Raw genomic sequence first — 25,836 nt, forward strand, 5'->3', positions numbered from 1 at the left:
CTGTTGAATCGGCACGGCGACAGGCCACCACCGCCGCAGGGCCGCAGGAGCCACCCCCGTCCCCACCGAGATCCGGCGGGCGCCTGCCCCGGCTGATCTCTTCCATAACCGGCGGACGGCGGGAAATCCGGGCGACAAGGACGGGCGGACGCGCGGACGCGCGCGGCGCTATCCGCAGTCGCCCAGGACGGGCCCGGAGCCGACGGGCGAGTACGTGGCGTACAGCAGAAAGAGTTCGAGCGGGATCGTGAGCACGGCGGGCCACGCGCCGAGGTACGCCACGAGCCCCGGCCCGGTCCCCGCGAGCCGGACACCGCGCCGGCGGCGGAGCCACCGGGCGAGCAGGACGCAGACGACGACCGCCGAGACCCCGAGGGCCGGGCCCGCCCACGCGGCGACGTGCTCCGCCGTCGGGAAGGCCAGGCGCCGGCACGCCGCCTGCTGCCGGTCCACCCAGTCACCGTCGATGCGCTGCACCTGCCAGGAGGTGACCACGCCGGCGACGGTCGCGAACGGCACCCAGAGCGCGGCGATCAGTGTGCCGGGGGTGTGGGGGCGCCGTGGTCCGGTGCCGCCGCCGGACGGGGGTGCGGCGGAGACGTCCATGGGTACCACCCGTCGGAGTCGGAGAGCGGGGACAAAGTGGACGACGTAGCGGAAGCCGGCCGCCGGAAAGAGGGAAGAAGGGGAGCGGGGCGGCCCCGGTTCGTCCACCGGCGCCCCCTTCCGTGTCGCGGTGTCACCGCACGCGTCGTCAGACGCGTCATCAGACCCGTCGGCTCACGCGTCGGCGAACGCGTCCGCTCACGGCGACACCATGGTCTTCCAGGTGCCGATCCGCTTCGGGCCGGTGCCCTCGTAGAGGGAGGTCTCGCCCTCGACCCAGCGGACCAGCAGGTCGGCGCGCCGGCCGGAGCCGGTGAAGTCGCCCGCCGCCATCGCGGAGTTGCGGGTGTACGAGGGGTGGGCGGGCTGGAGGACGGCGCCCCCGCCGAGGCGGCCGGACGTGGCCGTGATGCCGGAGAACGCCTCCAGCTTGCCGTCCGCGCGGCGGACGAGCAGGTCGGCGCCCTTGCCCGAGAGCTGGGCTGTGGTGAGGGAGACGGCGTCCTTCCAGGCGGCGTCCTTGCTCACCAGCGTCCGTTCGCGGCCGGTGCCGCTGCCGGTGACGCCGCTGTGCAGGGTGACGTCGCCGTCCTTCCAGCGGACGACGACGTCGTTCGCCTTGCCCGAGTTGAAGGCGCCGGCGGTGATCGCCGTCGCGTACTTCCACTCGGAGCCGGCCTGCTGGACGACGTACTCCTTGGTGCCGGTCAGCCGCGCCGCGCTGATGTCGGAGTACACGCTCACCTTGCCGGTGGAGGTGTCCTTCTTGTCGTCCTTGGCCCACAGGACCATGAGGTCGGGGCGGCCGTCGCCGGTGAAGTCGCCCGTGGTGACCGAGCGGGCGTTCTTCCAGAAGCTCTTCTGCTTGGCGAGGGTGCGCGGGGTGCCGAAGCCGCCGCGGCCGTCGCCCGGGTAGAGCGTGGCCTCGCCGTCCTTCCAGATGACCAGCAGGTCGTCGTGGCCGTCGGCGTCGACGTCGGCGGCCACGACGTGGGTGGCGTACTTCCAGTCGCTCGCGGGCCCGGCCAGCTTGCCCTCGTACAGGCCGCGCGGCGGGGCGCTGCCCGGGGCGCGGTCGGCGACGGCGGCGCGGTAGAGGTCCTGGATCTCCTGCCCGTAGACGGGCGAGTAGCTCATCCAGTCGTCGTGGCCGGAGCTGCGCGGCGGGCCGCCGCCGTAGTAGCCGCCGACGTTGCCGATGACGTCGCCGGTGCGGGTCTTGGCGTTGTAGCCGGTGACCCACGGGCCGCCGGAGACGCCGCCGTAGAACCCGGAGCACCGCATCAGCATCTGGCGGAAGCCCGCGAGCCGCTCGGTCGGCACGGTGCAGCTGATCGCCCGCTGGCCGTTGCCGCTGAGGTGCGGGTAGCCGTGGACGGTGACCTGGTTGGCGAGGCGCGGGGTGTCACGCAGCCGCAGCCCGGCGCCGGTGACCTCCTCCACCTGCTTCTTGCGCTGGTACTCCGGGCCGACGCGCAGGAACGCGAAGTCGAGGTCGGAGTCGGCGCGCATGCTGTTGGGCTGGTAGTTGGCGTAGGTGAACGCCTTCTGGACCGGGTAGCCGCCGAAGGGCTGGTCCTTCACCGCCTTGCCCTTGCGGAACTGCGGGATGAAGATGCCCTTGTCGGCCGCGTGCTTGGCGCAGTGCCCGGCGGTGAGGACGAGGTTCCGGTGCGCGCTGCGGACGATGCTCGCGGAGCAGTACGTGGCGCCCGTGGCCTTGGTGTCGAAGAAGAACGTGCCGACGGCGGGTATGCCGTCCCCGTACACGCCCTTGGGGGTGCCCTTGGGGGCGGTGCCGACGGGTCCGGGCGGGGCCAGCTGGGAGACCCCGGGGCGCGGGGACGCGACGGGCGTGCCCCGGCCGGCGTCCAGCGGCACGGCGGCGGCGAGGCGGTCGGCCGTCCAGAACTTCTCCACCGCGGACGGGGTCGCGCGGGTGGCGGGGGCCGACGCGGAGGGCGTGGGCCTGGATGCGGTACCGGAGCCCGGGCCGGGGCCGGGGGCCGCCACGGCGGCGGTGGCGGAGGCGCCACAGGCCGCCATGGCGAGGACGGTGGCGAGGCTCCGGGACCATCTGTGAGGTGTCAAGACGACTCACTGCACTAGGGAACAGGGGACAAATATTCGAACGAATATTTGCACAGTGCGGTGGTCGTGAAGCCGCCGGGGTGGGGCGGACCGACGCCCCCGGCCCTCCCCTCCTACGCGGGGACGAACCCGGGCCGCCCCGCCCGGGACACGAAGCTCGCGTCGGTGCCGACGGGCGCCCCCGGCCGCGTGGCGTACGGCAGGACGCGGTAGTCGGCCCGGACGCCGCCCGGGGTGAAGGTGACGACCACGTAACCCCGGCGCTCCGCGTAGTACTTGATGTGCGGATTGACCCGCATCACGTTCTCCCAGTCGTCCGGCCGCTCGACCCCGTCGAACCCGCTGGACACGGACGTGCCGACGATCTCGACGCCCAGGGTGGCGGAGGCGGGGTCGTCGAAGTCCTCCTTGATGTCCATCGCGTAGTGCACGTGGACGTCACCGGAGAGGACGACGAGGTTGGCGACGCCCGCGTCCCGCGCGCCCTGGAGGATCCGGTGGCGCGAGGCCGGGTACCCGTCCCAGGCATCCATCGAGACCTTGGCCCGCCCGGCGTTCCCCTTCCGCTGACAGAAGGCCACCTGCTGGACGACGACGTTCCAGAGCGCGGACGACTCCCGGAAACCGTCCAGCAGCCACGCCTCCTGCTCGGCCCCGGTGAGCGTGCGCGCCGGGTCCTCGGACTCGGGCCCGGGGTACTTCCAGCCGTCCCCGTACGCCTGGTCGGACCGGTACTGCCGGGTGTCGAGGACGTCGAACCGGACCAGGTCCCCGTACCCGAACCGCCGGTACAGCAGCGCGTCCGGACCGCAGGGGCGCTGGGCCTCGCGCAGCGGCATGTGCTCCCAGTACGCGCGGTAGGCGGCGGCGCGGCGGCGCAGGAACTCGTCGGCGGGGAGGTTGTCCTGGGAGACGGCGCCGGCGTAGTTGTTCTCGACCTCGTGGTCGTCCCAGGTGACGATCCAGGGGTGCGCGGCGTGCGCGGCCTGAAGGTCCGCGTCGGTCTTGCCGAGCGCGTAGCGCAGCCGGTAGCCGTCGAGGGTGGTCAGCCAGTGGTTGAACGCCTCCGGGAGCCGCTGCGCCCCGGTGTAACCGCGGGCCCCGGCCTGGGCGTTGATCTCGTTCTCATAGATGTAGTCACCGACGAAGAGAACGGCGTCCAGGTCGTCCTCCCGCGCGAGGTGCGCGAGGGCCGTGTAGTACCCCTCGTCGTACTGCTGGCAGGAGGCCAGTCCCACCCTCACCTGGTGGACGCCGGCCCCGGGCGCGGGCGCCGTCCGCGTCCGCCCCACCGGGCTGCCCCACGGCCCGCAGCGGAAGCGGTACCAGTACGTCCGCCCCGGCTCCAGCCCGTCCACCTCGACGTGCACACTGTGCGCGTCCGCGCCGTCGGCGGCCGCGACCCCGTGCCGGACGACATCCCGCAGCTCCTCGTCCGCCGCGACCGTCCACTCCACCGGAATCCGGCACTCCGGGGGTAACCCGCCGTCCGCCTCCAACGGCCGCGGCGCCAGCCTCGTCCAGAGCACGACCCCGTCCGGAAGCGGATCACCGGAGGCGACCCCGAGGGTGAACGGATCCTCGCCCACCTCCCGCCCGCTCAACTCCCTGTCCGACCGCCGCCGCATCTCGCGCGTCATGCGCTCCACTCCCTCACGTAACGGAGCCCGACGGGACGAGAGTACCGCCGGAAGCGGGGGGTGGGATCCCGTCGTGCGGGGGTTGGGGAGGTCAAGCCGCGGGGTGGGGCCGGGGCTTCACGGCCTTCCGTCAAGGCGGCGGTCGGGGCCGGCCGGTTGACGCACTCGGCACGGCCGCGGCTTCCGGATCCGGGCCCCTCATGCGGACGTCGGTCTCCGCTGGGATCATGTGCGGTTCTCCGTCACAAGCGCACGATGCCGGATCGGCTCGACACCGGATCACCGAGGCCGACTTCGGCCTGGCGCGGCGGGTCGACGCGCCGGCGGGGGCACATGGGACTGAGCCGATGTGACCATCCCGCTGTCGGAGTTCAGCTTGCGGGGTCGGACGAGCAGGCGGGGCACGCCGTGGCGCGGGTCGGGTCGTAGCGGCGGTAGCCGCAGGGGCAGGTGGGCCAGTCGAGGCAGGCGGGGCACTGGTGGTAGGGGGCGGCGACGGGGACGCCGCAGGCGCCGTCCCTGCCGGTGCACTCGGTCATGGGCGGGCGGTGGGCGACGGCCTCGGCCGGGTTGCGGTCCGCCGTGCGGGGCGGTTCCCCGTCGGGCTCCTCGCGGGTGACGGACGGGCCGGGGAGGGGCGCGTGGCCGCGGCAGGCGGGGCAGGGGCGGTCCGGGTCGTCCGGGTGGAAGCCGTCCTCGCAGTCGGCGTGGCAGTCGGCGGGGGCCAGGAGCCACAGGACGACGTCGTCGGGTCCGTAGCCCTCCCGCCGCTCGTCGGCGTCGCGCCGCAGGGGACGGTTCGACCAGCCGGTCCACCAGCGGCGTTCGACGCGCTCGGCGAGTTGGCGCGGCGTGCGGTGGTCCAGTTGCGCCCAGATCGTCCGCATCGCCTCCGGTGGGTAGGCGCCGCCGCAGGCGCGCAGGAGCCGGTCCGGGACGGCCGCCAGGACCACCCGCAGCGGGTCGCGGGAACCGGCCTGCTCCAGGCAGCGGTCGCAGCGGTCGCGGGCGGCGGTGTGCGGGTAGAAGTGGCGGCGCCAGCGGCGTTTGCGGTCCTTGCGCGCGCCCGGCTCCACCACGTGGACGGTGACGTCGCGCTCCGGCAACGGCCCTTGGCAGGTGCGGCACTTGCCCTGGCAGGTCAGGCACCGGCCGCCCGTCGGAGAGGGTGCCTGGCAGTCCGGGCACTCCCGTCGGCAGACGTCGCACAGGTGGTCCTCCGGGTGCGGTACCGGCAGCCAGCGGTAATCGCCCTGGCAGCGGATGCACTTGGCCGGGTTGACGTCGTCGTTCGGGGTGGGGAGGACGGGGCGCCCGGGGCACAGGTCGCAGCAGACGAACGTGTTCCCGTGACGGCGTCGGATCATGTGCGGCGCTCCCGGCGTGGTGGGCGGCGTCCCGGCGTGGTGGCGGCGGGCCTGCCAGGTTGCGGCGGACCTGCCAGGTTAGCGGCTGCGGGCGGGCGGCAGGCGCGGTTCAGCCGGCCGGCCGTGACGGCGCCCGCGACGGCGTCCGGGACGCCCGGGCCACGACGAGGAGGAAGAGGCCGCACGCCGTCACGAGCACCCAGCCGGGACGCGCGGCGTCGGCCAGCCGGGCCGGGGCGGCGTCCGCGACCAGGCCGCCCGCCACCGCGATGCCCACCGACGAACCGACCTGCCGCGCCGTGGAGGTGATCGCCCCGGCCACGCCCGCCCGTGCCGGCGGGAGGCCGCTGACGGCGGTGTTGGTGATCGGCGCGTTGGCGAAGCCGAATCCGGCGCCGATCAGCAGGTAGGCGAGGAGGAGCGGCGGGACGCTCGTCTCCCGGCCGGGGCCGGTCAGCAGGCCGAGACCGGTCAGGCACAGGCCGCCCGCGGCGAGGAGTCCGCCCGCCGCGAGGAGCGGACGCCGGGGCCCGAGGCGCGCCACCAGGGTGCCGGACCACGGCGCGCAGACGATGGCCCCGAGCGCCATGGGCAGCGTCGCCGCGCCCGTCGCGAGCGGCGACCAGCCGCGGGTGTGCTGGAGGTAGAGGGTGTTGAGCAGCAGCGTCACGTTCAGCGCGGTGAACACCGCCACCGCGCCGAGCACGGCCGTGGCGAACGGTGGTCGCCGGAAGAGGCCCAGGTCCATAAGGGGTTCGCGCTGTCGGCGCTCGACGAGGACGAACGCGGACGCCGTCGCGGCGACCGCCGCGTACCCGGCCACGGCCCAGGGCGAGGCCCAGCCGACGCGCGGCCCCTCGATCAGGAGGCCGACCGACAGGAACAGCGCGACGGTGAGGAGGAGTTGTCCGGGCACGTCGACCCGTCGGGCGCGCTGGCCGTGGGACTCCGGCACGAACACCGCGACCAGCACCAGCGCCGCGACGATCACCGGCGCGTTGATCCAGAACACCGCCCGCCAGCCGAACGCGGCGATGAGCCCGCCGCCGGTGACCGGCCCCGCCGCCATGCTGAGCCCGAAGACCGCGCCCCAGACGCCGATCGCCCGGGCCCGCTCGCGCGGATCGGGCATCGCGTTCACCACGATCGCCAGGGCGACCGGGCTCAGCATCGACGCCCCGACGCCCTGGACCGCCCGGGCGGCGACGAGCAGACCGGGCGTCGGGGCGCACGCGCAGGCGAGGGACGCGGCGCCGAAGACGCTCAGCCCGGTCCGGAAGACGCGGCGGCGGCCGAAGCGGTCCGCGAGCGCCCCGGACGCGATGAGGAGGCTGGCCAGGACCACGGTGTACGCGTCCACGACCCACTCCAGGCCGCGGGTGTCCACGCCGAGACCGCGGCCGATCTCGGGCAGGCCCACGTTGACGATCGTGGTGTCCAGGCCGACGAGGAACATGCTGAACGCGCAGATGGCGAGGATCGTCCATCGGCGGCGGGGGCCGAGCGGGGTCGGGGTGGAGGGAGCGGGCCGAGCCGGCCGCCCCGGCTGGTCCGGTTGTACGGGAGGAGTCGTCGTGGTCACCTGAGCCCACCTTCTGTCCGGTTTCGTCTGCCGGACCATGGTCGGAGCGGGCACCGGCCCGGGACCAGCACCTTTGCGGAGACCGCAAAATGGACTCCATGCGCCCCACTGACGCGACGGACACCGACACGGACACCGGACTCGCCGAGACCCTCGCGGCCATCGGTCCGCGACTACGGGCGCTGCGGCGCGACCGCGGCCTGACCCTGGAAGCGCTCGCCGACGAGACCGGCGTCTCCCTGAGTACGTTGTCCCGCCTCGAATCGGGCAAACGGCGCCCCACGCTCGACCTGCTCATACCGCTCGCGCGGACGCACCGCGTCACCCTGGACCAGCTGATCGCCCCGCCGGCCACCGGCGACCCACGCGTTCACCTGCGTCCGCACCTACGGAAGCCCGGCAGCGTCCTCGTCCCGCTCACCCAGTACCCGGGGCGCGTCCAGGTCTTCAAACAGGTACTCGCACCGCGCGAGCCGAAGCTCGTCACGCATGTGGGGTACGAGTGGCTCTACGTCCTCGCGGGCGAGCTGCGCGTCATTCTGGGCGAGCGCGAATTCACCCTCCGGGTGGGCGAGGCAACGGAATTCGACACCAGCGAGCCGCACTGGTTCGGGCCGGCGGGGACGGAGGCGGTCGAGATCCTGCACCTGTTCGGGCCGCGGGGGGATCAGGCGGTGGTACGGACGGGGGGTGAGGGGGCGGTGGATTCGTGAGTTGGTACCGTGCGTGGACGGTACGTGGTGTGGTGCATGGGATCGCTGTCTGGCCGCTGTGAAGGCGCAGGTGGCGAAGGGTGGTCCCCGCGCGGGCGGGGGTGGTCCTCCACTCCTTACGGAGCGACCGGCGCTTAGCGAGTGGTCCCCGCGCGGGCGGGGGTGGTCCGTCAGGTGAGGACCGATGAACAGGATCAGCTCGGTGGTCCCCGTGCGGGCGGGGGTGAGCAAGGTGGCGCCCAGCCTCAACGGCCCAGGCTCCCGGCCGTGCCGGACCGCCGGCAAGCCGTGGCGGTACCCGGGAGGGGATGGTCAGCACACCAGCCCGCCGTCGATCCCCACCACCTGCCCCGTGACGTAAGCCGACCGGTCGGACACGAGGAAGGACACCAGATCGGCCACCTCCTCCGGCGTCCCCGCCCGCCGGAGCGGGATCGCCTTGAGGTGTTCGTCGCGTTTCCGCTCCGCCAGGCCGTCCGTCATATCCGTCGCTATCATTCCCGGCGCCACGCAGTTGGCCCGCACTCCGAAGCGGCCCAGTTCCTTCGCGATCGACTTCGTGAATCCGATGATTCCCGCCTTCGACGCCGCGTAGTTCGCCTGGCCGACGCTGCCGTGGACGCCCGCCACCGACGAGACGGTGACGATGGTTCCGTGGTCGTGGCGCATGAGTGAGCGGGCGGCGGCGCGGCAGAGGTGGTAGGTGCCGTCGAGGTTGGTGCGGAGGACCGTCTGCCATTCGTCTTCGGTCATCCGGGCGAACGGACCGTCGCGGACGACGCCCGCGTTGGCCACCGCCGCCGCCAGCGGGCCGAGTTCGGACTCCGTTTCGGCGACCAGGTCTTCGGCCTGGCCCGCGACCGAGACGTCGGTCCTGCGGGCCAGCACCCGGGCGCCGTACCGCCGGGCCTCGGCCGCGACCTCCTCCGCCTTGCCCGGGCTGGACAGGTAGCAGAAGGCCACGTCGAAGCCGTCGGCGGCCAGGCGCAGCACCACCGCCCGGCCGATACCGCGCGAACCGCCGGTGACGACGGCGACGGGGCGTTCGCGGCCGGGCATCAGGCCGCCTCGACCTTTGCGGACAGGAGCCGGTGGATCGTCGTCAGGGAAGTGAGCGAGGGGATCTCGTCCTCTTCGATTTTTATCCGGTACTTCTTTTCCAGCTGTACGGCTACCTCCATCGCCGTGAGGGAGTCCATGGCGAGGTCGGCCTTCAGGTCGGCCTCGTCGGTCACTTCCGCGATCGGAAGCTCCAGTTCCTCCGCTATCAGCGCGCGCAGTTCTTCGAGGTCGACGCCTGCGGTCCGGTTTTCCGATACGTCCGACACAGTGCAGCCCTCCTTGTGATGGCGGTTCAGACGACGAGTGCCTCTCCGCCGTCGACGCCGATGACGTTTCCGGTGAGCCATGAGGAGTCGGTGGCGGAGAGGGTGACGATCGCGTCGGCCACGTCCTCCGGGCGCGTCAGCCGGCCGCCCGGGTTGATGTCGCGGCACCGGGCGATCAGTCGCTCGCTGCCGGGAATCCTCCGCAGCGCCGGTGTGACGGTGGTGCCGGCCCGGATCGCGTTCACCGCCACGCCGTGCGGGGCGAGTTCCACCGCCAGGTGGCGGACGTGGGCCTCCAGCACCGACTTCGCCGCCGACACGGGCGCGTATCCGCCGAGCACCCGCGACCCGCCGGCGCTGGTCATGGCGAACACCTTCGCCCCGCGGGGCAGCAGCGCCGCCTTCACCAGGTCCTGAATCCAGTAGACGAGGCTGTGCCCCATGACCTCGACTGTCATCGTCAGTTGCTTCGGCGTGACGCCCGGGCTCCCGTCGCCCCCCTGCCCCGGGAGGAGGGAGGTCAGTGTTCCGTACGCGACCGAGTGCAGGACGACCCGGAGCCCGGTGCCGGACGTCAGGTCGCGGACGGCGGGGACGAGCTCCGCGCGGGCCTCCTTCGCCGCGATGTTGCGGTTGAAGAAGTGTGCCTCGACGCCGAGTCCGGCCAGTTCCCGAGCGTCGCGCTCCGCGCTCTCGCGCCCGTCGGCCAGGTCGAAGTGCACGCCGATGACGTTGCAGCCCGCTTCGGCCAGGGCGCGCGCGGTCTGCCGGCCGATGCCGCTGGACACGCCGAAGACCAGGGCCCAGGCTCCCTTGAGGGGGACGTACATCGGCTTCCTCCCTGTGATCGGTTCAATCGGTGCCGCGATGGCCGGTCGCGGGCGTTCCGCGCGGCGCGACGCGCACCTCGGCCCAGGCGAGCGAGCCCAGGGCGGACGCCGCCAGCACCGCGCACCGGGCGGGAGCCGGGTGCTCCCGGGCCAGGAGGCCCATGACGCGCCGCAGCGGAGTCAGGCAGCCGGCCTGCGCGTCGGCCGGGACGACGGCCACCTCACAGCCGCCCGCCGCCATGCGGTCCAGCCACCGGGCGGCGGCCGTTCCCACGGCGGAGTCGTCCAGTACGGCCTCCACCCGGGCCGGCGGGTCGTCGCCCGTCAACCGGGCGAACGTGGCGGCCGCGTCGCCCGCCCCCGCGTCCGGGCGCAGGAACCCGCCCCGCGCCCGGCACGTACCGTAAGGTCCGCCGCCCGGTCCCTCCGTCGCGGGCTCGCACTGCAGGACCGCCGCGCCCGCCTCCCACCCGCCGCCGGCCGCCTGGGAAGGCGACAGCGCCTCCTCCACCGCCCCGACGAGCACCGTCCGGGCCCGGCCCGCCGCGACCGCGCGGGCCGCCACCGCCAGCGCCTCCAGACCCGCGGTCACCGGGGAGTTGAGGGTGAGGCTGAAGCCGGTGATGCCGTGTTCGATCGACAGCCGGCCGGCGAACGAGCTCATCGCGATGAACGGCGCCGCGGACGGCGGCAGTTCCGCGGCGCCCTCCCGCGTGATCACACCGTCCAGCTCCTCCAGCAGCGCGGCGCCGGCGTGGTTCATGGCCACCGTCGCGCCTCGGTCGTCCGGCGCGGTCTCCGCGAACCGGTCCCCGGCGTCGCGGACCGCCAGCCGCGACGCGGCGAGGAGGTACTTGCAGGCGTCCGGCAGTCGCCGGTAGCCCCGCCCGGGGAGCGCGACATCCGCCCGGAACCAGCCCGGGGCCGCTTCCCGGGCCGGTGCCGACGCGTCATCGGGGCCGGTGACGCCCGGCGCCACGATCCCCATGCCGACGACGGCCAGTTCCCCGGCGCTCACCGCCCCTCCGCCCGTCCGCCGGACACTCCTGTGACGACCAGGGACGCGTTGTTGCCGCCGAACGCGTACGTATTGACCAGGACCGCCGGCATCTCCAGCCCCACCGGCCCCTCCTGTGGCAGCCGGACGTCGCACTCCGGATCCTGGTCGACCGGGGTGTTCGCCGGAACGGTCCGGTGGCGCAGCATGAGCGCCGCCGTGAGGCAGGCGAACGCGCCCGCCGCGCCGGTCGTGTGCCCGATCATCGCCTTGAGGGAGAACAGGGGCAGCTCGCGCGTCCGCGCGCCGAACATCCGGTGCAGCGCCCGGCTTTCGACCACGTCGTTGAGCGGCGTCCCCGTCCCGTGGGGGATGACGCAGCCCACGTCCGCGCCGCCCAGCCCCGCGTCGGCCAGCGCGCCGGTCATGGCGCGGAGGACCTGGTCCCCCGACGGGTCGGGGGCCGTCGGGTGGTACGCGTCGCAGCTCCAGGCCGCGCCGGCCAGTTCGGCGTAGGGGGCGGCGCCACGGCGGCGGGCGTGCTCGGCCGCCTCCAGGACGACCATGGCCGCGCCGTCGCCGAACATCGTCCCGGCACGGTTCCGGTCGAACGGCCGGCAGCGCACCGGATCCGCGGCCCCCAGTCGGTCGAACGCGCCCATCCCGGCGCGGGTGACCCCCTCGGCCCCGCCGGCCAGGACCGTGTCCGCCTCCCCCGCGCGGATCATGTCCAGCGCGATCGTGAGCGCGTAACCGCTGGCCGAGCAGGCGTTCCCCACGCTGATCGGGGCGGCCCGCGAGCCGGTCGCCGCCGCCACGACGGCGGCGGCGGGCGTCAGCGGCGTCCACGCCGTCCGTCCCGCGTCGCGCATCCGTTCGTGAAGGTCCGCGTTGCCCAGTTCCGCGCCGAGCACCACGGGGACGGCGGCGCGCGCCCCGTCCCCCACACCGGCGTCGGTGAGCGCCTGTTCGGCCGCGGCGACCGCCATGCGCGGGCTGCTGCCCAGCTCCACCCCGGCGTGGCTTGACGGTTCGGCGGGGATCCACGACCGGTCGGCCAGGTACATCTTCGTCGCCCGCATGTCGAGGTGCGGCAGCGGGACCTCGGCCGGCTCGCCGCCGCCCGTGAGGAGGCCGTTCCAGTACGCGGCGGGGCCGACGCCCAGGCAGCAGATCGCGCCGAGGCCGGTGACGAGGACGCGGCGGTCGCCGCCGCCGGGTGTGCTCACGGGTGCCCCCCGCGTGGAGTCCGGTGAGGCGCGAGGACCAGGGCCGCGACGGACGTCCCGTCGCTCTCCCCCGTCCCGGCGCCCGCGACGGCGAGCACCGCCTCGTCGTCGTACGGCTGGTCCCGTGAACCGCTCTCCAGCGGCTCCAGCAGCTCGACGGCCATCGCACACTGCACCACGCCCAGCGCTCCCGAGCAGCGGCCGAACCGCGCGGTCGGCTCGCCGTCCAGGCGCCGGCGGATCATCGTGGCCCCCGCTGTACGGACGGCGGTCCGGACGGCCGTCCGCTCGTCGTCCGCCCTGCCGTAGCCGGCTACCTCCGCGCGGATCCGCGCACCGCGCCGCTCCGCCTCGCGCAGCGGCTCGACGACCACGGCCACGGCGCCGTCGAACCACGTTCCGCCGCCGGCCTCCTTGTGCAGCCTGGCCACAGGTGGGGCGTCCGGTTCCACCCCGATGACGAGGACGGCCGTGGCCCGGCCCGCCGCGATCAGGTACCGCGCCGCGGCCACGGCGTCAAGTCCGCCCGAAGCGCCGTTGCACAGCGTCAGGTTGGGGCCGCGGATACCGTGGTCGATCGCGACCCAGGCCGCCGCGACGGCGCTCGACAACTGCGGGACGCGCATGGGGCTGATGTCCCTGCTGCGGCCGGTGGCGATCGCGGTGGCGCAGTCGCAGACCGCCTCCAGGTTGCCGTAGTTGCTGGATACGACGACCGCCGCACCATCGAGCTCCGGCGCACCCAGCAGCCCGGCGTCGCCGAGCGCGCGCCGGGCCACGCGGAGGGCGTGTCGTGACGAGCGGTCCTTGTGCCGCATGCCGCGCTCGGTGGGTGGGCAGGGCGTGTGGTCAGGCGGCGGCGCGGTGTGCTTCGCCGGCGGGGGCGCCGGGTGTCCGGTCGCTGCGGGCGCCGGCGTCGGCGCGGGTGCGGGTGCCGGACGCCCGGCGGGCGCGCATGCCGGACCCTCGGCCGACGCACTCGCCGGGTGGCCGGTCGGCGCGGTCGCCGGATGCTCGCCCGGCTCGGGCGGCCGCACGGACGCCGGTGCCGTCGCCGGATCGCCGCCTGGGTCCGCCACCGCCCATCCCACCCCTGTGATCGCCACGCGCACGGCACCACCGCCCGGCTCCCTCATCGCGCCATCGCCCCTTCCACGATCGCCACGGCGTTGATCCCGCCCATGCCGACGGCGTGCACCTGCGCGGTACGGAACGTCCCCGTGGCCGGCCGGCCGGACACGAGCCGCAGTTCCGCCGCCTCCTCGACCGGGTCGGTGAGGCCACCGATCGCCGGCAGCGTCCCGGTGCGGATGGCCTCCAGGGCCACGACGAGGTTCAACAGCCCGGCGCCGCCGGAGATATGGCCCGTGCCACCCTTGACCGCGGTGACGAGCGGGCCGGGGTCGGCGGCCTTGAACACCTCGGTCAGCGCGACCGCTTCGGCCAGGTCGCTCTGCGGTGTGCCGCTGCCGTGCACGATCACCAGGTCGACGTCGTCGGGAGCGACCGACGCGCGGTCGTGGGCGTCCTCGATCGCCCGGACGATCCCCGCGGCATCCGGTGCCGTCGGATGCGACGCGTCGCAGTTCATGCCCACGCCGAGGACCCGCCCGTGGACCCGGCCGTGCGCCCGGTCGTCGGCCCGGCCCGGGCGCGTGCCGACGCGCCGCACCACCACCGCCACCGCACCCTCCCCCATGATCATGCCGCGGCGGGACCGGTCGAACGCGCGGATGGTGTCCGGCGGCGGGAACTGGATCCGGTCGAACCCGCCGAACGAGCTCTCGGGGATCGCGTCGGTCCCCGCCACCACCACGGTGTCCGCCTCCCCGAGGGCGATCAGGTCGGTGGCCGTCCCGAGCCCGTACAGCGAGGCCGCGCAGGCGCTGGCGATCGTGTGCACGTCGGACAGGCCGAAGGCGGAACGCAGCGCGGAGGTGAAGTGGAGATCGGCCGGGGAGAGGGGGCCGGCGTGCCGCCACCAGAGCTCGGCGGTCCGCATCTCCCGGTGCGTCGTCCCGACCAGGACCGGCACCTCGGGCCCCGGTTCCGGCAGGCCGGCGTCGGCCAGGGCGTCCCCGACGACGCGGACGAGCCAACGGGTCGCGCGGAGCGGTTCGTCCACGCCGGGACGGGCCCGGTCCGGCACCTCGTACGCGGCGCCCGCGCGGTACTTGGACGCGTCGAAGGCGGAGACCGGCGCGAGGCCGGACCGCCCGGCACACAGCGCGCGGTGGATGGCGGAGACGCCGTCCCCCAGCGCGCAGACCGCGCCCATGCCGCTGATCTCCCAGCTCATGCCACGCCCTCCGTACTGCCGGCGGGACCGGCGGGACCACCGGAGCCGCGGGGGCGGCCGGAGCCACCGGGGCAAGCGGAGCCGTCAGGGCCGGCGGGGTCGGCGGTACATCCGGGACCGCCGACGCCACCGGCACCGCGGAGGTCGTCGGAACGGTCGGGTGCGCCTGAGCCACCCGGGCCACCGGAACCCTCGGCACCCCCTGCCCCACCAGCCCGGCCGCGCAGCCGGAACCGCGCCAGCTTGCCGTTGGCCGTGACCGGCAGCCCGTCGATGACCTCGACCCTCGACGGCCGCTTGTACGACGCCAGTCCGTCGCGCAGCGCCGCGTGCACCGCCCTGCGCACCCCCTCCGGGGAGGACACCGGCTCCCGCGCCACGACGTACACCGTGGCCTGCTCCAGCCCGTCGCGATCCGTATCGCCCACGACCGCGCAGTCGGCGACCCCGGCGACGCCCCGGACCACCCGTTCGATCTCGGCCGGGGCGATGCGGTATCCGCCGAGCAGGAGCATGTCGTCGGCGCGGCCGACGTGGTGGAGGTCGCCGTCGGGTGTGCGGTACACGATGTCGTCGGTGTAGACCCCGCCGTCGGCGAAGGTACGGGCGGTGTCCTCGGGGCGGTCGAGGTAGCCGAGTGCCGCCGATTCCGTGGTGAGGTGCAGCCGGCCGGGGGTTCCGTCGGGGAGCGGGCGGCCGGTGGCGTCGCGGACGGTCGCGGTCACCCCGGGCACCGGGGAACCGATCGAGCCGGGGACGGCGGCCGTCAGGACGGTGTGCAACACCTCCGTCGCACCGAAGCCGTTGATCAGCCGTACGCCCAGCGTCTCGGTGATCCGGGCCGCCAGGCCGGCCGGCAGGTGCTCTCCGGTGGCGACGGCCAGCCGCAGCGCGCCGGTCTCGACCGCCTTGCCCCGCTCGGCGAGGTCGAGCAGGCCGGCGTAGAGCCGGGGGACGGAGAACAGCACGGTCGGCCGGTACGCGTCCAGCGCCGCCGCCACGCCGTAGGCGTCCGCCTGCCCGTCGAGCAGCACCGAGCTCGCGCCGGCCGCGAACGGGTGGAGCAGCGAGTTCCCGAACCCGTACCCGAACGACAGCTTCGCCGTGGACAGGACGACGTCGTCGGGGGTGAGCCCGAGCACGCTGCCGACGCCGCGCAGGACCGCGTGCACCGCCCGCGGACAGTGCCGTACGCCGCGCGGCCGTCCGGTGCTGCCGGAGGTGTACTGGACCAGCAGTTCGTCGGTCGGGCCGAAGTCGGCCGGCGGGAGGTCCTCCCCGTCCCCCGGACGGAGTTCGGTGAGCAGGCCCGCGCGCCCGGCCGCCCGGCGCTCCCCGTCGATCGCGTCCAGCTCCGCCCGTAACGCCCCCTCCTGCCCCGGCGCGACGTCCGCTGCCACGTACTCCGCCGCGCTGTCCCGCACGATGAAGCCGATCTCCGCCGGCCGGAGCGCCGGGTGCAGCACGATGGGCACGCAGCCGTGCCACCACAGGCCGAGAACCGCGGTGACGGCCGCGACACAGTCGTCGGAGACGACGACGGCCCGGCGGCCGGGCCGGACGCCGGACGCCCGGAGGCGCCCGGCGTACTCCGTCACCGCGCGCCGCATTCCGGCGTAGGTGACCTCGCCGGCCCGGCGGTCCACGGCGCAGCGCCGGCCGCCGTCGTGGCCGAGCAGCAGCGTGTGGACCGGGTTGCCGCCGCCGGCGCCGGCGCGGGGGTTCATGACACCCGGCGCCGGTCGTCGAGCAGCCGCATCACCTCGCCGACGCTGTCCATCCGCGCGGCGTCCGCCGGGGAGAACTCCGCGCCGCAGGCGCGTTCCAGCCGGACGATGAACTCCGCCTTGTGGAGCGAGTCCATCCCGAGGTCCACGTAGAAGGACCGGTCGGACCCGACGTCGGCGGCGTCGACGTCCAGGACGCCCGCCACCAGCTCCCGCACATCCTGGTCGGTCAGCACGGCATGCCCTCCCTCGCCGGTCGTCTTCCGGCTTTCCTGATCGCTTCGGTGACGAGCGACTCGCTGGTCACCCTGCCGTCCTGGAGCAGGGAGACGCGTACGTCGGCGGAGCGCTCGCGCAGGGTGCCGAGCGCGGCCTCGGCGCACACGGCTCCGGGGCGGGTCGCCGTCAGGTACCGCACGTCCAGCCGGGTCGTGGCGAACGTCCTGTCGTCCTCCAGGAGGCTGTACATGACGAATCCGGCGGCCTGGTCGTGGAGCGCGGCGACATGGCCGCCGAAGGCCACGTCCGGCTCCACGCACAGGTCGGGGGGGATGCGGAAGCGGACCGCGACGAATCCCGCGCGCCACTCCATCGCCACGACCCGGAGGGACAGGCGGGCCACGAAGTCCGGGACCGGGGTGGTGCCGGCGGCGATCGCGTCCAGCGTCTTCTGCCGCGCCGTCACCGCGCCCGTCGACGGGGACTCCGTCCCGGAAGCGCCCGTGTTCCCCGAAGCTCCCACGCGGCTCATGAGGCCGGTCCTCCTCCGCCGTCGGCGCTGCTGCGGCGCGCGATGAGCCAGACGAGCGCGGACGCCAGCGCGAACGCCGTCACGATGACGGCCAGTCCGAGCATCATGTCGGTTCGCAGCGCGGGGTAGTCCAGGGACGTCAACTCCCCGTGGAAGCCCCGGAAGAAGGCCAGCCCGATCAGAGCCACGCCCAGCGACGACCCGATCTGCTGCGCGGTGGACAGCGCCCCCGAGACGGCCCCGGAGTCGTCGGCGCGGACCCGGGCGAGGACGAAGTTCAGCAGCGGCCCGAGGACCAGCCCCAGCCCCAGGCCGGTGAAGACCATGGTGGGGGCCATGATCCAGCCGAAGTGCCGGCCCGAGCGGTTCCCCGCGACCGTGGCGATCATCACCGCGCTGCCGGCGGCGCACAGGAGGCAGCCGGCGAGGATCGTGCGGGGCGCGCCGAAGCGGGCCACGATCCGAGCCGACCGGAGGGACGTGGCCGTGCTCCCGACCGCGTACGGCGCCATCGCCGCGGCCGTCGCGAGGGCGCCGTAACCGAGGCCGTACTGCACGGTGATGGAGAAGTAGAGGAAGAAGGGCACGACGGCCGAGAAGTACACCAGGTACAGGGAGAGGGCCAGGCGGAAGGCCGGGTCGGACCACAACCCGGGCCGGAGCAGCGGGAATCGGCCCCGCCGCTCCAGTACCGCTTCCAGCCGGAGGAAGACGGCCAGCAGGACGGGGACGCACAGGAGCAGCAGCCAGCCCCACAGCGGCCAGTCCTGGTCGCGGCCGACGGTCAGGGGCACCAGCAGCGCGACCAGCAGCAGGACGACGGTGAGCGAGCCCGCGTAGTCGAGCCGCAGGCGCAGCCCCTTGTGCGCCGGCACCATGCGGGGGGCCAGCGCGATCAGGACGGCGCCGACGGGGATGTTGATCAGGAAGATCGGGCGCCACTGCAGCCCGCCGACGTCGGCGGCGATGAGCAGCCCGGCGATCAGCGGCCCCGCGATCGTCGCACAGCTCACCACCGCGCCCAGCAGCGCGAAGGCGCGGCCCCGCCGTTCGGCCGCGACGGTGAGGTGCAGCGTCGCGATGACCTGCGGGTAGAGGACGGACGCCGAGAGGCCCTGCCAGACCCGGGCGGCGATCAGCTCGCCGGGCCCCTGGGACAGGCCGCAGGCGAGGCTGGCCAGCGTGAAGGAGACGGCCCCGATCATGAACATGCGGCGCCTGCCGTAGAGGTCGCCCAGCCGCCCGCTGGTGATCAGCATCACCGCGTAGGCGACGACGTACCCCGCGACCACGAGCTGTACGTCGGGCACGCTCGCCCCGAGGTCCCGCTGGAGGCTGGGGATGGCGACGTTCACGATCGACGTGTCGGCGAGCAGCATGAAGGCGGCGCCGAGCACGAGCGCGGCGGCCTTGCGCTCCGCCGGCGGGAACCGGTCGGGCGCCGTCGCCTTTGGCGCCGGGGAGCGGCTCGTCCGAGGGCTCCGGCTCATCCGAGGGCTCCGTCCGCCGTGAGCCGGTGCCGGCGGACCTTCATCGTGCCGGTGAGCGGGAGGCCCTGCCACGGCCGGCAGTCGAGCCGGGTGTCGTCCGGCAGCCCGGCCCGGCGGCGGGCGGCCCGCCACCGTTCCGCGTCCGGCGGCGCGCCGTCGGCCGTCGCCGCCACCACCGTGACCGTCCCGCCCTCCGCGGCGGTGACCACGACCTCGTCCAGCTCGGGCAGTTCGTCGAGGAGGACGTCCTCCGCGCGGAGGGCGCTGGGCACGCCGGGGACCCGGTCCGCCCGCCGGTCGAGGAGTTTCAGGTGGCCGTCCGGGCCGAGCGAGCCGATGTCGCCCGTGGGCCACCAGGTGTCGCGGCCGGGCAGCGGCGGACGGCCGATCATCCGTTCCGCCCGGGCGGGGGTGCGCACCTCGACGTGCCCGGGCTCGTCGGCCGGGAGGTCCGAGCCGGCGTCGTCCACGACGCGTATCTCCGTTCCGGGGAGCGCCGCGCCCACGTCTCGCGAGTCGAGCCGGCCGGGCGTGCGGAGGTCGGAGCGCGTCGCCGTCAGCAGCGTGACCGGACCGGTCTCGGTCTGGCCGTACACCAGGACGAACGCCGGGTCGGGGTCGTCCGACGCGTCGAGGAGGGCGCGCAGCGTGCGCGGGTGCAGCGCGTCGAACGTGCTGACGTAGCGCCGCACGGAGGCGAACGGGCTGGGCGTCTCGCGTGCCAGCGCCTCCCAGCGCAGGAACGTGTTCGGCTGCGCTTCCAGGGTCTCCGGCCGGTACCGCAGGAGCGCGGCGCGTACCGCGTCCGGATCGGAGGAGGTGACGGCGAGGAGCGGAACCCCCGTGTGGAGCGCGGTCAGCAGCGCGGTCGCCATCCGCACGTGCACGAAGGACAGGCACTTGGCGCTGAGCCCGGCGTAGTGCTGCGACCGCACCACGCCGATCTGCGGGGCCACGTGGGCGTGGAGCGAATCCACCGTGTGCACGAGGAGTTTGGGCTTGCCGGTGGTGCCGGAGGAGTGGGTGACGAGGACGGGGTCCGTGCCGGGGCGGCGGGTGACGCGGTGGGGTGCCGTCTCGCCGAGTTCGACGGCACCCGGTGGCGCGACTCCGGGTGGTGCCTCTCCGGTCGGTGCCGCCCCGGAGGGTGCAGCTCCGGGCGTGAGCGTGAGGACGCGGGGAACGATCCCGTCGAGCCGGTCGTACCGGGGGCGCAGGGCCTCGGCGCCGGCGGCGTCGGTCAGGAGCCAGGGCTGTTCGAGTTCTTTGAGGCAGGACAGGAGGTCGTCCGGGTCCATCGCCACGGACAGCGGCGCGGGCAGCGCGCCGACGCGGACGAGGGCACACAGGAGCGCCTGGATGTCCAGGTGGTTGGCCTTGACCAGGGCCACCACCGTGCCCGGCCGTACCCCGGCGGCCCACAGCCGGTCGGCGTGATCGGCGACGACGGCCGCGAAGTCGGCCACGGTCTCCGGATCGCGGAGGCCCGCCGAGGGCCATGGGGTGTCCGCGCACAGGGCGGTCCCACCGTGACGGCCGGCGGCGCTTTCCGGCAGTAAGCCGAGGTCTGCGAGGGGGAGCACGGCATCTTCCTCCGCTACGAGCACTGGTCCGAAGTGGAACGTTCCGGTGTCCCGCGCGGGGCGAGCCAGGGCGAGCCCACCGTCGGCCGGTCGACGACACAGAGGTCCGCCCGGCCGGCCAGCACGATGGTATTGACGTCGGACGCCGAGATCGAGCCCGCGGCGATAACTGCCAACTCCCCTTTTCCGTCAAGCTGGTTACGGATCCGGTCCGCGTACACGTCCCGGCCGTCACGGGTCGCGGCGCGGACGTGCACGGCCGTCGCACCGTGTGCGGCGAACTCGTTCGCGATCTCGGTCAGGACGTCGGCGCCGCGCCCGTCCGGGGAGCACCGGGGCGGTGCGAGGCACAGGCCGAGCGGTCGGTCGGCGGGCCACTCCGCGCGGATGGCGTCGAACACCTCCAGGGGGTGGCGGAGGGAGCCCCCCGGCGGGCGGTCGTTCCCGTCGGTCGGCGGGGAGAGCACGGTGTCGTGGGCACAGTCCAGTTCCAGCAGGTCGAACGCGGTGGCGCGGCGGGCGGCGGCGGCGAAGGCGCGGCGCAGCCCGGACGCGGCCGGCACGGCCGGGCCGTAGAAGCCCAGCCGCAGACCGATCTTCGCCGGCGAGTGCGCGTGGACGAAGTCCGCCACCCGCCGCCAGCCGGCGGCCTGTTCGCCGGTGTGCAGCCCGGCGCCGCCGTGGGCGGCGGTGCCCTCGGCGGAGACGGCGACCGGCCCGGTGAGCACCAGCCCGGCCCCGGCCAGCGCGGCGCCGCCCAGGTGGACCAGGTGGAGGTCGCCGGGTACGCCCGCGCGGGCGGGGAGCGGCTCGTCGGCGGAGACGACGAGGCGGTTGGGCAGCGTCAGCCGGCCGAGGGTGAAGGGCTGGAGCATCGGCGGGGCGACCGGGTCGCCGTTCGTGCCCGCGCCCATGCACGTGCCCACGCCCGCCCCCATGCCCGTACCCGACGGACTCGCCCCGTGGCCCGCCGCGTCGGCGAACCACCGTTCCGCCCGGGCGGTGAACGCCGGGTCGCGTCGGCGGAGGCCGGCGTGTGAGACGCGGCGGCTGCGGGTCAGGAGGTTCACCGCGAACTGCGTCGGCTCCTGGTGGGTGTACCGGTCGATGTTCTCGAACCACTCCTGGCTGGCCAGCGCGGCCCGCTGGACGGCGTGCGCCTCCGGACGGCGCTCGGCCTCGTACGCGGCCAGGGCCGCCGCCGTGCCCCGCTGCCCGGCCAGGCTCCCGGCCAGGGCCGCGGCGTCGTCCATCGCGAGCTGGGTGCCCGAGCCGACGGAGAAGTGGGCCGTGTGCGCCGCGTCGCCGAGCAGCACCACGTTGCGGTGCCGCCAGGTCGCGCACCGCACGGTGGGGAAGCGCAGCCAGCGCGAGTTGTTCCCGAACAGTTTGTGGCCGCCGAGGAAGTCCGCGCACAGTTCGGCGATGAGGCCGATGGACCGTCCGTCGCTCTCCCCCGGTGTGCACCGGGCGGGGGCGACGCCGGCGAACCCGGCCGCGTGCCAGGCGCGTTCGGACAGCTCGACGATGACGGTGCCGGCGTTCCGGGAGTTGGGGTAGGCGTGCAGCTGCACGGCGCCGCCCGGGGTGTCGAGGATGTGGAAGGCGAACGAGTCGAGCTTCAGGTCGGTGCCCAGCCAGATGTAGTGGCACGCGCCGGTCCGCACCGCGGGCCGGAAGGTGTCGGCGTACCGCTCCCGGACCGCCGAGTGGGCGCCGTCGGCGGCCACCACGAGGTCGTGGCCGGCGGCGAGCGCGTCCACGTCGGTGATCTCGCTGCCGTGGCGGACCGGGATGCCGAGCCGGGCGCAGCGCCGCCGCAGGGCCGCGAGCAGCGTGGCGCGGCCGATGGCGGCGAACCCGTTGCCGCCCGCCGTGCGGGTGGTGCCGCGGTGGTGTACGGCGATGTCGTCCCAGCGGACGAGCGCCGGCCACATCTCCTCGGCGACGGCCGGTTCGGCGCGCTCGATGCCGCGCAGCGCCCGGTCCGACAGCACGACGCCGAAGCCGAACGTCTCCTCGGGCGGGTTCCGTTCGTAGACGGTGATCTCCCGCGCGGCACCGAGGCGGCGGGCCAGCACGCTGAAGTACAGCCCGCCGGGACCACCGCCGATCACAGCGATCCGCACCTCGACCTCCTGCGCACCGGGTACCGTCCGTTCACGCTTCGCGGGTCGGGGTCGATTCGCTCACCGGGGACGACGCGACCGACGACGCCAGGAGGTCCTCGATCATCTCCGGCGGGACGGTGGCGTCGTCGAACCACCGGCCGCCGAGCGGCCGCGGGACCGGCATGATCTGGTCGTTGGTGTACGCGAGGACCTTGCGGTTGTAGTCGCGCATCCGGTCGCGCAGCTCGGCCGGCAGTTTCCCGTCGAGCAACAGGGCCCGCTCCATCTCCCCGAGCAGTCCCCGCGTCTCGTCGATGGTCGCGAGGACGGCCTTGCAGAATCCGGACGGGAGGACCCCGTACTCCCCCTTGATCTCCACCAGGCGGCCGATCGCCTCGTAGGAGACGTCCTGGAGCTGCCGCCGGTCCAGCCAGCGCGTCTCGTAGTTCAGCCGGCGGTACCACAGCGGCTCGACCATGGCCCGGCGGTGTTCTTCCAGGGTGCGGTGGTGGATGCGGTAGCCGTGTTTGTCCGGTTCCTCGAAGAACTGGGATCCCGGGTCGAGGAACGGGACCATCGGGCAGATCAGCGGCAGGGCGGCCCACCCCTTGAACTTGCGGATGAGGCGCTCGCAGTAGGCGATCGTGTCCATCACCGATTGCCGGTCCTGATACGGCATGCCGATGAAGTACCAGATCATGATGCCTTTCACACCGGCGTCCAGGGCGCGCGGGATCCATTCCTCCATCTGCGCCATGGTGTAGTTTCCGCGGCCGGCCGCCTTGCTGATCCGCAGGTCGTGGGATTCCGGGGAGAGCATGATGTAGGAATCCGTCGACTCGCCCATTTTCCGGAGGATGTCGGGCGGCGTCAGGCTGAACTGCTCGAAATGGACACTCTTGTAGCCGAGTTCTTTCACGGCGTCCAGGTACTGGTGCATCCGCGTTCTGTTCTCGGAATAGCACTGGAGGGCGTAGATCGAGGTGCGCTTGGCGGCCTCTCCCATGGTGCGGAGTTCGGCGACGACGAGGTCGTTGTCCTTCTGCACGAGCGTTCTGCGGACGCCCATGATATTGCGGTAGGCGAACCGCGATCCGCCGCACCAGCCGCAGTCGTGCGCGCAGCCGGTGTTCGGCAGGGTCATGATGAGCTTGGACGCCGACGGCCCTCCGTCGGCCGCCTCGCGGTAGTACGACCAGTCGTTGCGCACGTTGTTGTAGTCGCTGTCCGGCGTGTGGGAGAAACCGGTGGCCCGGACCTCGCCGCCGTCCTTGTACAGCAGGTTCGGAATGGAGCGGAAGTCCCTGTCCCCCTGCCGGACCCGGGTGACCAGCTCGGTGACCGGGTCGAGGGTGTCGTACCCCTGGACGACGACGTCGACGCTGGGGTACCGGATCAACTCGTCGGCGTAGTACGTCGCCGAGATGCCGCCGAAGATGGTGAGCGCCTCGGGGTGCACTTCCTTCACGAGAGCGGCGAGTTCGACCGAGCCGTGGCAGTGCGCCATCCAGTGCAGGTCGAACCCGAAGATCGGCGCCTCGAAGCGGGCGAGCAGCCGGCGCACGTCCAGGCCCGGATGCATCAGCATCAGCGAGGCGACGTTCACGATCTTCGTCTCGAAACCGTGGTCGGCTAATCGCTGCTTTATCGAGAACCAGCCGATCGGGTAAATCTCGTAGACGGACGTGACGTTCACGCTGTCACTGTCGCTGAGATAAGCGAACAGCATGTCGTCGCGCTCACGGAAGTCGAAGACGCTGGGCGCGTGCAGAAGAAAGAGATCGGCCTCTAATCGCGAGGTGGACGGCTGATCCATGACAACCATTCACGGCCTCCGCTGGCTCACCGTTCGCCCGGCAAGAGGTCATCATGGTTTCTTCCGGCCGAAAGGTTTGTCAAGGGCCGGTCGGGAGGCCGCTATTCGATCTCTTTACTCTTTCCTGCCTTCTGTCGGTTCCGCCGTCCAGGACGGCCGGAAACATCACGTACGGCGTGTACACGAGAGGAAAGCTGTCAACGGGCGTATCGGCGCATGCGATAGCGCAGTCCGGAGGCGGCGGCGGACGACTGCCAGCCGGTGTCCTCCGTGGCCGTCCACGACCCGTCCACGGCGGGCGCGTACGTGTCGCCGTCCACCGCCACGTCGACCTCGGTCACCGCGAGCGCCGTGGCGTACTCCAGGGCCGCCCGGTAGATCTCGCCGCCGCCGATCACCCACACCTCAGCGGGCGTGGGCGCGTCCTGCGCCCCGTCCGCCGCGAGCCGCAGCGCCTCGGCGACGGACCCGGCGCGGTCCGCGCCGCCGGCCGCCCAGTGCGGGTCGCGGGTGACGACGATGTTGCGCCGGCCCGGCAGGGGACGGAACCGCGGGGGCAGCGAATCCCACGTCCTGCGCCCCATCACGACCGGATGGCCGAGGGTGACGGCCTTGAAGTGGGCCAGGTCCTCGGGCAGGTGCCACGGGATGGCGTTGCCCGCGCCGATCACACCGTCGCGGGCCTGCGCCCAGATCAGCCCGACCGTCGTCCGCCCGCCGCTCGTCCCACCGTTGCTCGTTCGGCCACCGCTCGTCCGGCCGCCGTCCGCCGACGCGTCGCTCATACCGCGACCGGGGCCTTGATCGCCGGATGGTGCCGGTAGTCGACCACCTCGACGTCGGAGTACGCGTAGGAGAAGAGCGAGTCCGCCTGCCGCAGCCGCAGCGTGGGGAACTCGAACGGGGTGCGCGAGAGCTGCTCGGTCACCTGCTCGACGTGGTTGTCGTAGATGTGGCAGTCGCCGCCGGTCCAGATGAAGTCACCCGGTTCGAGCCCGACCTGCTGCGCCACCATGTGCGTGAGCAGGGCGTAGCTGGCGATGTTGAACGGCACACCGAGGAACAGGTCCGCGCTGCGCTGGTACAGCTGGCAGGAGAGCTTGCCGTCGGCCACGTAGAACTGGAAGAAGGCGTGGCACGGTGCCAGGGCCATCCTGTCCAGCTCGGCGACGTTCCAGGCGGAGACGATCATCCGGCGGGAGTCCGGGTTCCGGCGCAGCGTGTCGAGGACCTCGCTGATCTGGTCGATGTGCCGGCCGTCCGGGGCGGGCCAGGAGCGCCACTGCGCGCCGTAGACGGGACCGAGGTCGCCGTTCTCGTCGGCCCACTCGTCCCAGATGGTGACGCCGTGCTCCCGCAGCCAGCCGACGTTCGAGTCGCCGCGGAGGAACCACAGCAGCTCGTACACGATGGACTTGAGGTGCACCTTTTTGGTGGTGACCAGGGGGAATCCCTGGGAGAGGTCGTACCGCAGCTGGTGCCCGAAGACACTTCGGGTGCCGGTGCCCGTCCGGTCGGCCTTGGCCGTTCCGGAGGTGAGCACTAGCCGCAACAGGTCTTCGTACTGGGTGTCCGCCACGGGCGTCGATTCTACCGGCCGCCCGGACGGGACCACTCCCGGGACCACTCCACGGCCGTCGCGGTCCGACCGTCCGGAGGCGGGCCCACCGGGCGGG

22 protein-coding genes are annotated in these 25,836 nt (G+C 73.7%); 1 reads left to right on the top strand and 21 read right to left on the bottom strand.

Features of this window, described 5'->3' with window-relative positions:
- Window positions 1–168: 168 nt before the first annotated feature.
- From K7I03_RS06715 to K7I03_RS06735, 5 genes are all read right to left on the bottom strand, one after another.
- Entirely contained in the window at window positions 169–606 is a 438-nt protein-coding gene (locus tag K7I03_RS06715; RefSeq protein ID WP_185944071.1) for a hypothetical protein, read from the bottom strand.
- Window positions 607–804: 198 nt separating this feature from the next.
- Window positions 805–2,697: an FG-GAP-like repeat-containing protein gene (locus K7I03_RS06720; RefSeq protein WP_185944070.1), complete on the bottom strand. Its 1,893-nt coding sequence runs from the start codon at window positions 2,695–2,697 to the stop codon at window positions 805–807.
- A 113-nt stretch (window positions 2,698–2,810) separates the two neighbouring features.
- A complete protein-coding gene (locus tag K7I03_RS06725; protein ID WP_185944069.1) occupies window positions 2,811–4,337 on the bottom strand; it encodes an alkaline phosphatase D family protein in 1,527 nt (508 codons plus the stop codon).
- A gap of 371 nt (window positions 4,338–4,708) precedes the next feature.
- Window positions 4,709–5,704 (bottom strand): hypothetical protein, encoded by a 996-nt coding sequence (locus K7I03_RS06730; RefSeq protein WP_185944068.1) that lies wholly within the window; start codon window positions 5,702–5,704, stop codon window positions 4,709–4,711.
- A gap of 109 nt (window positions 5,705–5,813) precedes the next feature.
- Window positions 5,814–7,286, bottom strand: coding sequence for an MFS transporter (locus K7I03_RS06735; RefSeq protein ID WP_224346926.1), 1,473 nt, complete (start codon window positions 7,284–7,286; stop codon window positions 5,814–5,816).
- Between the two features lie 98 nt (window positions 7,287–7,384).
- Between K7I03_RS06735 and K7I03_RS06740 the strand changes: the two genes are divergently transcribed.
- Complete coding sequence (locus K7I03_RS06740; protein ID WP_398856698.1) at window positions 7,385–7,999, top strand: helix-turn-helix domain-containing protein; 615 nt, start codon at window positions 7,385–7,387, stop codon at window positions 7,997–7,999.
- Window positions 8,000–8,311: 312 nt separating this feature from the next.
- Here K7I03_RS06740 and fabG read toward each other — a convergent pair whose 3' ends face one another.
- The 16 genes from fabG to K7I03_RS06820 form a co-directional block, all read right to left on the bottom strand.
- Entirely contained in the window at window positions 8,312–9,058 is a 747-nt protein-coding gene (gene fabG, locus K7I03_RS06745) for a 3-oxoacyl-ACP reductase FabG (protein ID WP_185944066.1), read from the bottom strand.
- Window positions 9,058–9,327: an acyl carrier protein gene (locus K7I03_RS06750; RefSeq protein WP_224346927.1), complete on the bottom strand. Its 270-nt coding sequence runs from the start codon at window positions 9,325–9,327 to the stop codon at window positions 9,058–9,060. Before K7I03_RS06750 ends, fabG begins: the two co-directional genes overlap by 1 nt.
- A gap of 26 nt (window positions 9,328–9,353) precedes the next feature.
- Window positions 9,354–10,157, bottom strand: a complete 804-nt coding sequence (locus K7I03_RS06755) for an SDR family oxidoreductase (RefSeq protein ID WP_185944064.1) — start codon at window positions 10,155–10,157, stop codon at window positions 9,354–9,356.
- 22 nt (window positions 10,158–10,179) lie between these two features.
- Window positions 10,180–11,175 (bottom strand): beta-ketoacyl synthase N-terminal-like domain-containing protein, encoded by a 996-nt coding sequence (locus K7I03_RS06760; RefSeq protein ID WP_185944063.1) that lies wholly within the window; start codon window positions 11,173–11,175, stop codon window positions 10,180–10,182.
- Window positions 11,172–12,383 (bottom strand): beta-ketoacyl-[acyl-carrier-protein] synthase family protein, encoded by a 1,212-nt coding sequence (locus K7I03_RS06765; protein ID WP_185944062.1) that lies wholly within the window; start codon window positions 12,381–12,383, stop codon window positions 11,172–11,174. Before K7I03_RS06765 ends, K7I03_RS06760 begins: the two co-directional genes overlap by 4 nt.
- Window positions 12,380–13,201, bottom strand: a complete 822-nt coding sequence (locus tag K7I03_RS06770; RefSeq protein ID WP_185944061.1) for a beta-ketoacyl synthase N-terminal-like domain-containing protein — start codon at window positions 13,199–13,201, stop codon at window positions 12,380–12,382. The genes K7I03_RS06765 and K7I03_RS06770 overlap by 4 nt, the downstream gene beginning before the upstream one ends.
- A gap of 314 nt (window positions 13,202–13,515) precedes the next feature.
- Complete coding sequence (locus K7I03_RS06775) at window positions 13,516–14,682, bottom strand: beta-ketoacyl synthase N-terminal-like domain-containing protein (protein ID WP_185944060.1); 1,167 nt, start codon at window positions 14,680–14,682, stop codon at window positions 13,516–13,518.
- Window positions 14,679–16,409, bottom strand: a complete 1,731-nt coding sequence (locus K7I03_RS06780; RefSeq protein WP_224346928.1) for a class I adenylate-forming enzyme family protein — start codon at window positions 16,407–16,409, stop codon at window positions 14,679–14,681. The genes K7I03_RS06775 and K7I03_RS06780 overlap by 4 nt, the downstream gene beginning before the upstream one ends.
- Window positions 16,406–16,645, bottom strand: coding sequence for an acyl carrier protein (locus tag K7I03_RS06785; RefSeq protein WP_224346929.1), 240 nt, complete (start codon window positions 16,643–16,645; stop codon window positions 16,406–16,408). Before K7I03_RS06785 ends, K7I03_RS06780 begins: the two co-directional genes overlap by 4 nt.
- Complete coding sequence (locus K7I03_RS06790; protein ID WP_185944059.1) at window positions 16,639–17,160, bottom strand: PaaI family thioesterase; 522 nt, start codon at window positions 17,158–17,160, stop codon at window positions 16,639–16,641. The genes K7I03_RS06785 and K7I03_RS06790 overlap by 7 nt, the downstream gene beginning before the upstream one ends.
- Entirely contained in the window at window positions 17,157–18,650 is a 1,494-nt protein-coding gene (locus K7I03_RS06795) for an MFS transporter (protein ID WP_185944058.1), read from the bottom strand. The genes K7I03_RS06790 and K7I03_RS06795 overlap by 4 nt, the downstream gene beginning before the upstream one ends.
- Window positions 18,647–20,233, bottom strand: coding sequence for an AMP-binding protein (locus K7I03_RS06800; protein WP_185944057.1), 1,587 nt, complete (start codon window positions 20,231–20,233; stop codon window positions 18,647–18,649). Before K7I03_RS06800 ends, K7I03_RS06795 begins: the two co-directional genes overlap by 4 nt.
- Window positions 20,234–20,247: 14 nt before the next feature.
- On the bottom strand, window positions 20,248–22,362 hold the full coding sequence (locus K7I03_RS06805; protein ID WP_185944056.1) for an FAD-dependent monooxygenase: 2,115 nt from the start codon (window positions 22,360–22,362) through the stop codon (window positions 20,248–20,250).
- 31 nt (window positions 22,363–22,393) lie between these two features.
- A complete protein-coding gene (locus K7I03_RS06810; RefSeq protein ID WP_224346930.1) occupies window positions 22,394–24,160 on the bottom strand; it encodes a B12-binding domain-containing radical SAM protein in 1,767 nt (588 codons plus the stop codon).
- Window positions 24,161–24,357: 197 nt separating this feature from the next.
- Window positions 24,358–24,945, bottom strand: coding sequence for a dihydrofolate reductase (locus K7I03_RS06815; protein ID WP_185944055.1), 588 nt, complete (start codon window positions 24,943–24,945; stop codon window positions 24,358–24,360).
- Window positions 24,942–25,739 carry a thymidylate synthase gene (locus K7I03_RS06820; protein ID WP_185944054.1) on the bottom strand — a complete coding sequence of 266 codons (798 nt, stop codon included), beginning with the start codon at window positions 25,737–25,739 and terminating at the stop codon, window positions 24,942–24,944. Before K7I03_RS06820 ends, K7I03_RS06815 begins: the two co-directional genes overlap by 4 nt.
- Window positions 25,740–25,836 lie beyond the last annotated feature (97 nt).

Source organism: Streptomyces mobaraensis (assembly GCF_020099395.1).
Classification (GTDB): domain Bacteria; phylum Actinomycetota; class Actinomycetes; order Streptomycetales; family Streptomycetaceae; genus Streptomyces.

Coding starts and splice junctions, on each gene's coding strand:
- K7I03_RS06715 (WP_185944071.1), bottom strand. CDS start 606: ATGGACGTCTCCGCCGCACCCCCGTCCGGCGGCGGCACCGGACCACGG.
- K7I03_RS06725 (WP_185944069.1), bottom strand. CDS start 4,337: ATGACGCGCGAGATGCGGCGGCGGTCGGACAGGGAGTTGAGCGGGCGG.
- K7I03_RS06730 (WP_185944068.1), bottom strand. CDS start 5,704: ATGATCCGACGCCGTCACGGGAACACGTTCGTCTGCTGCGACCTGTGC.
- K7I03_RS06740 (WP_398856698.1), top strand. CDS start 7,385: ATGCGCCCCACTGACGCGACGGACACCGACACGGACACCGGACTCGCC.
- fabG (WP_185944066.1), bottom strand. CDS start 9,058: ATGCCCGGCCGCGAACGCCCCGTCGCCGTCGTCACCGGCGGTTCGCGC.
- K7I03_RS06755 (WP_185944064.1), bottom strand. CDS start 10,157: ATGTACGTCCCCCTCAAGGGAGCCTGGGCCCTGGTCTTCGGCGTGTCC.
- K7I03_RS06770 (WP_185944061.1), bottom strand. CDS start 13,201: ATGCGGCACAAGGACCGCTCGTCACGACACGCCCTCCGCGTGGCCCGG.
- K7I03_RS06775 (WP_185944060.1), bottom strand. CDS start 14,682: ATGAGCTGGGAGATCAGCGGCATGGGCGCGGTCTGCGCGCTGGGGGAC.
- K7I03_RS06780 (WP_224346928.1), bottom strand. CDS start 16,409: ATGAACCCCCGCGCCGGCGCCGGCGGCGGCAACCCGGTCCACACGCTG.
- K7I03_RS06790 (WP_185944059.1), bottom strand. CDS start 17,160: ATGAGCCGCGTGGGAGCTTCGGGGAACACGGGCGCTTCCGGGACGGAG.
- K7I03_RS06795 (WP_185944058.1), bottom strand. CDS start 18,650: ATGAGCCGGAGCCCTCGGACGAGCCGCTCCCCGGCGCCAAAGGCGACG.
- K7I03_RS06810 (WP_224346930.1), bottom strand. CDS start 24,160: ATGGATCAGCCGTCCACCTCGCGATTAGAGGCCGATCTCTTTCTTCTG.
- K7I03_RS06815 (WP_185944055.1), bottom strand. CDS start 24,945: ATGAGCGACGCGTCGGCGGACGGCGGCCGGACGAGCGGTGGCCGAACG.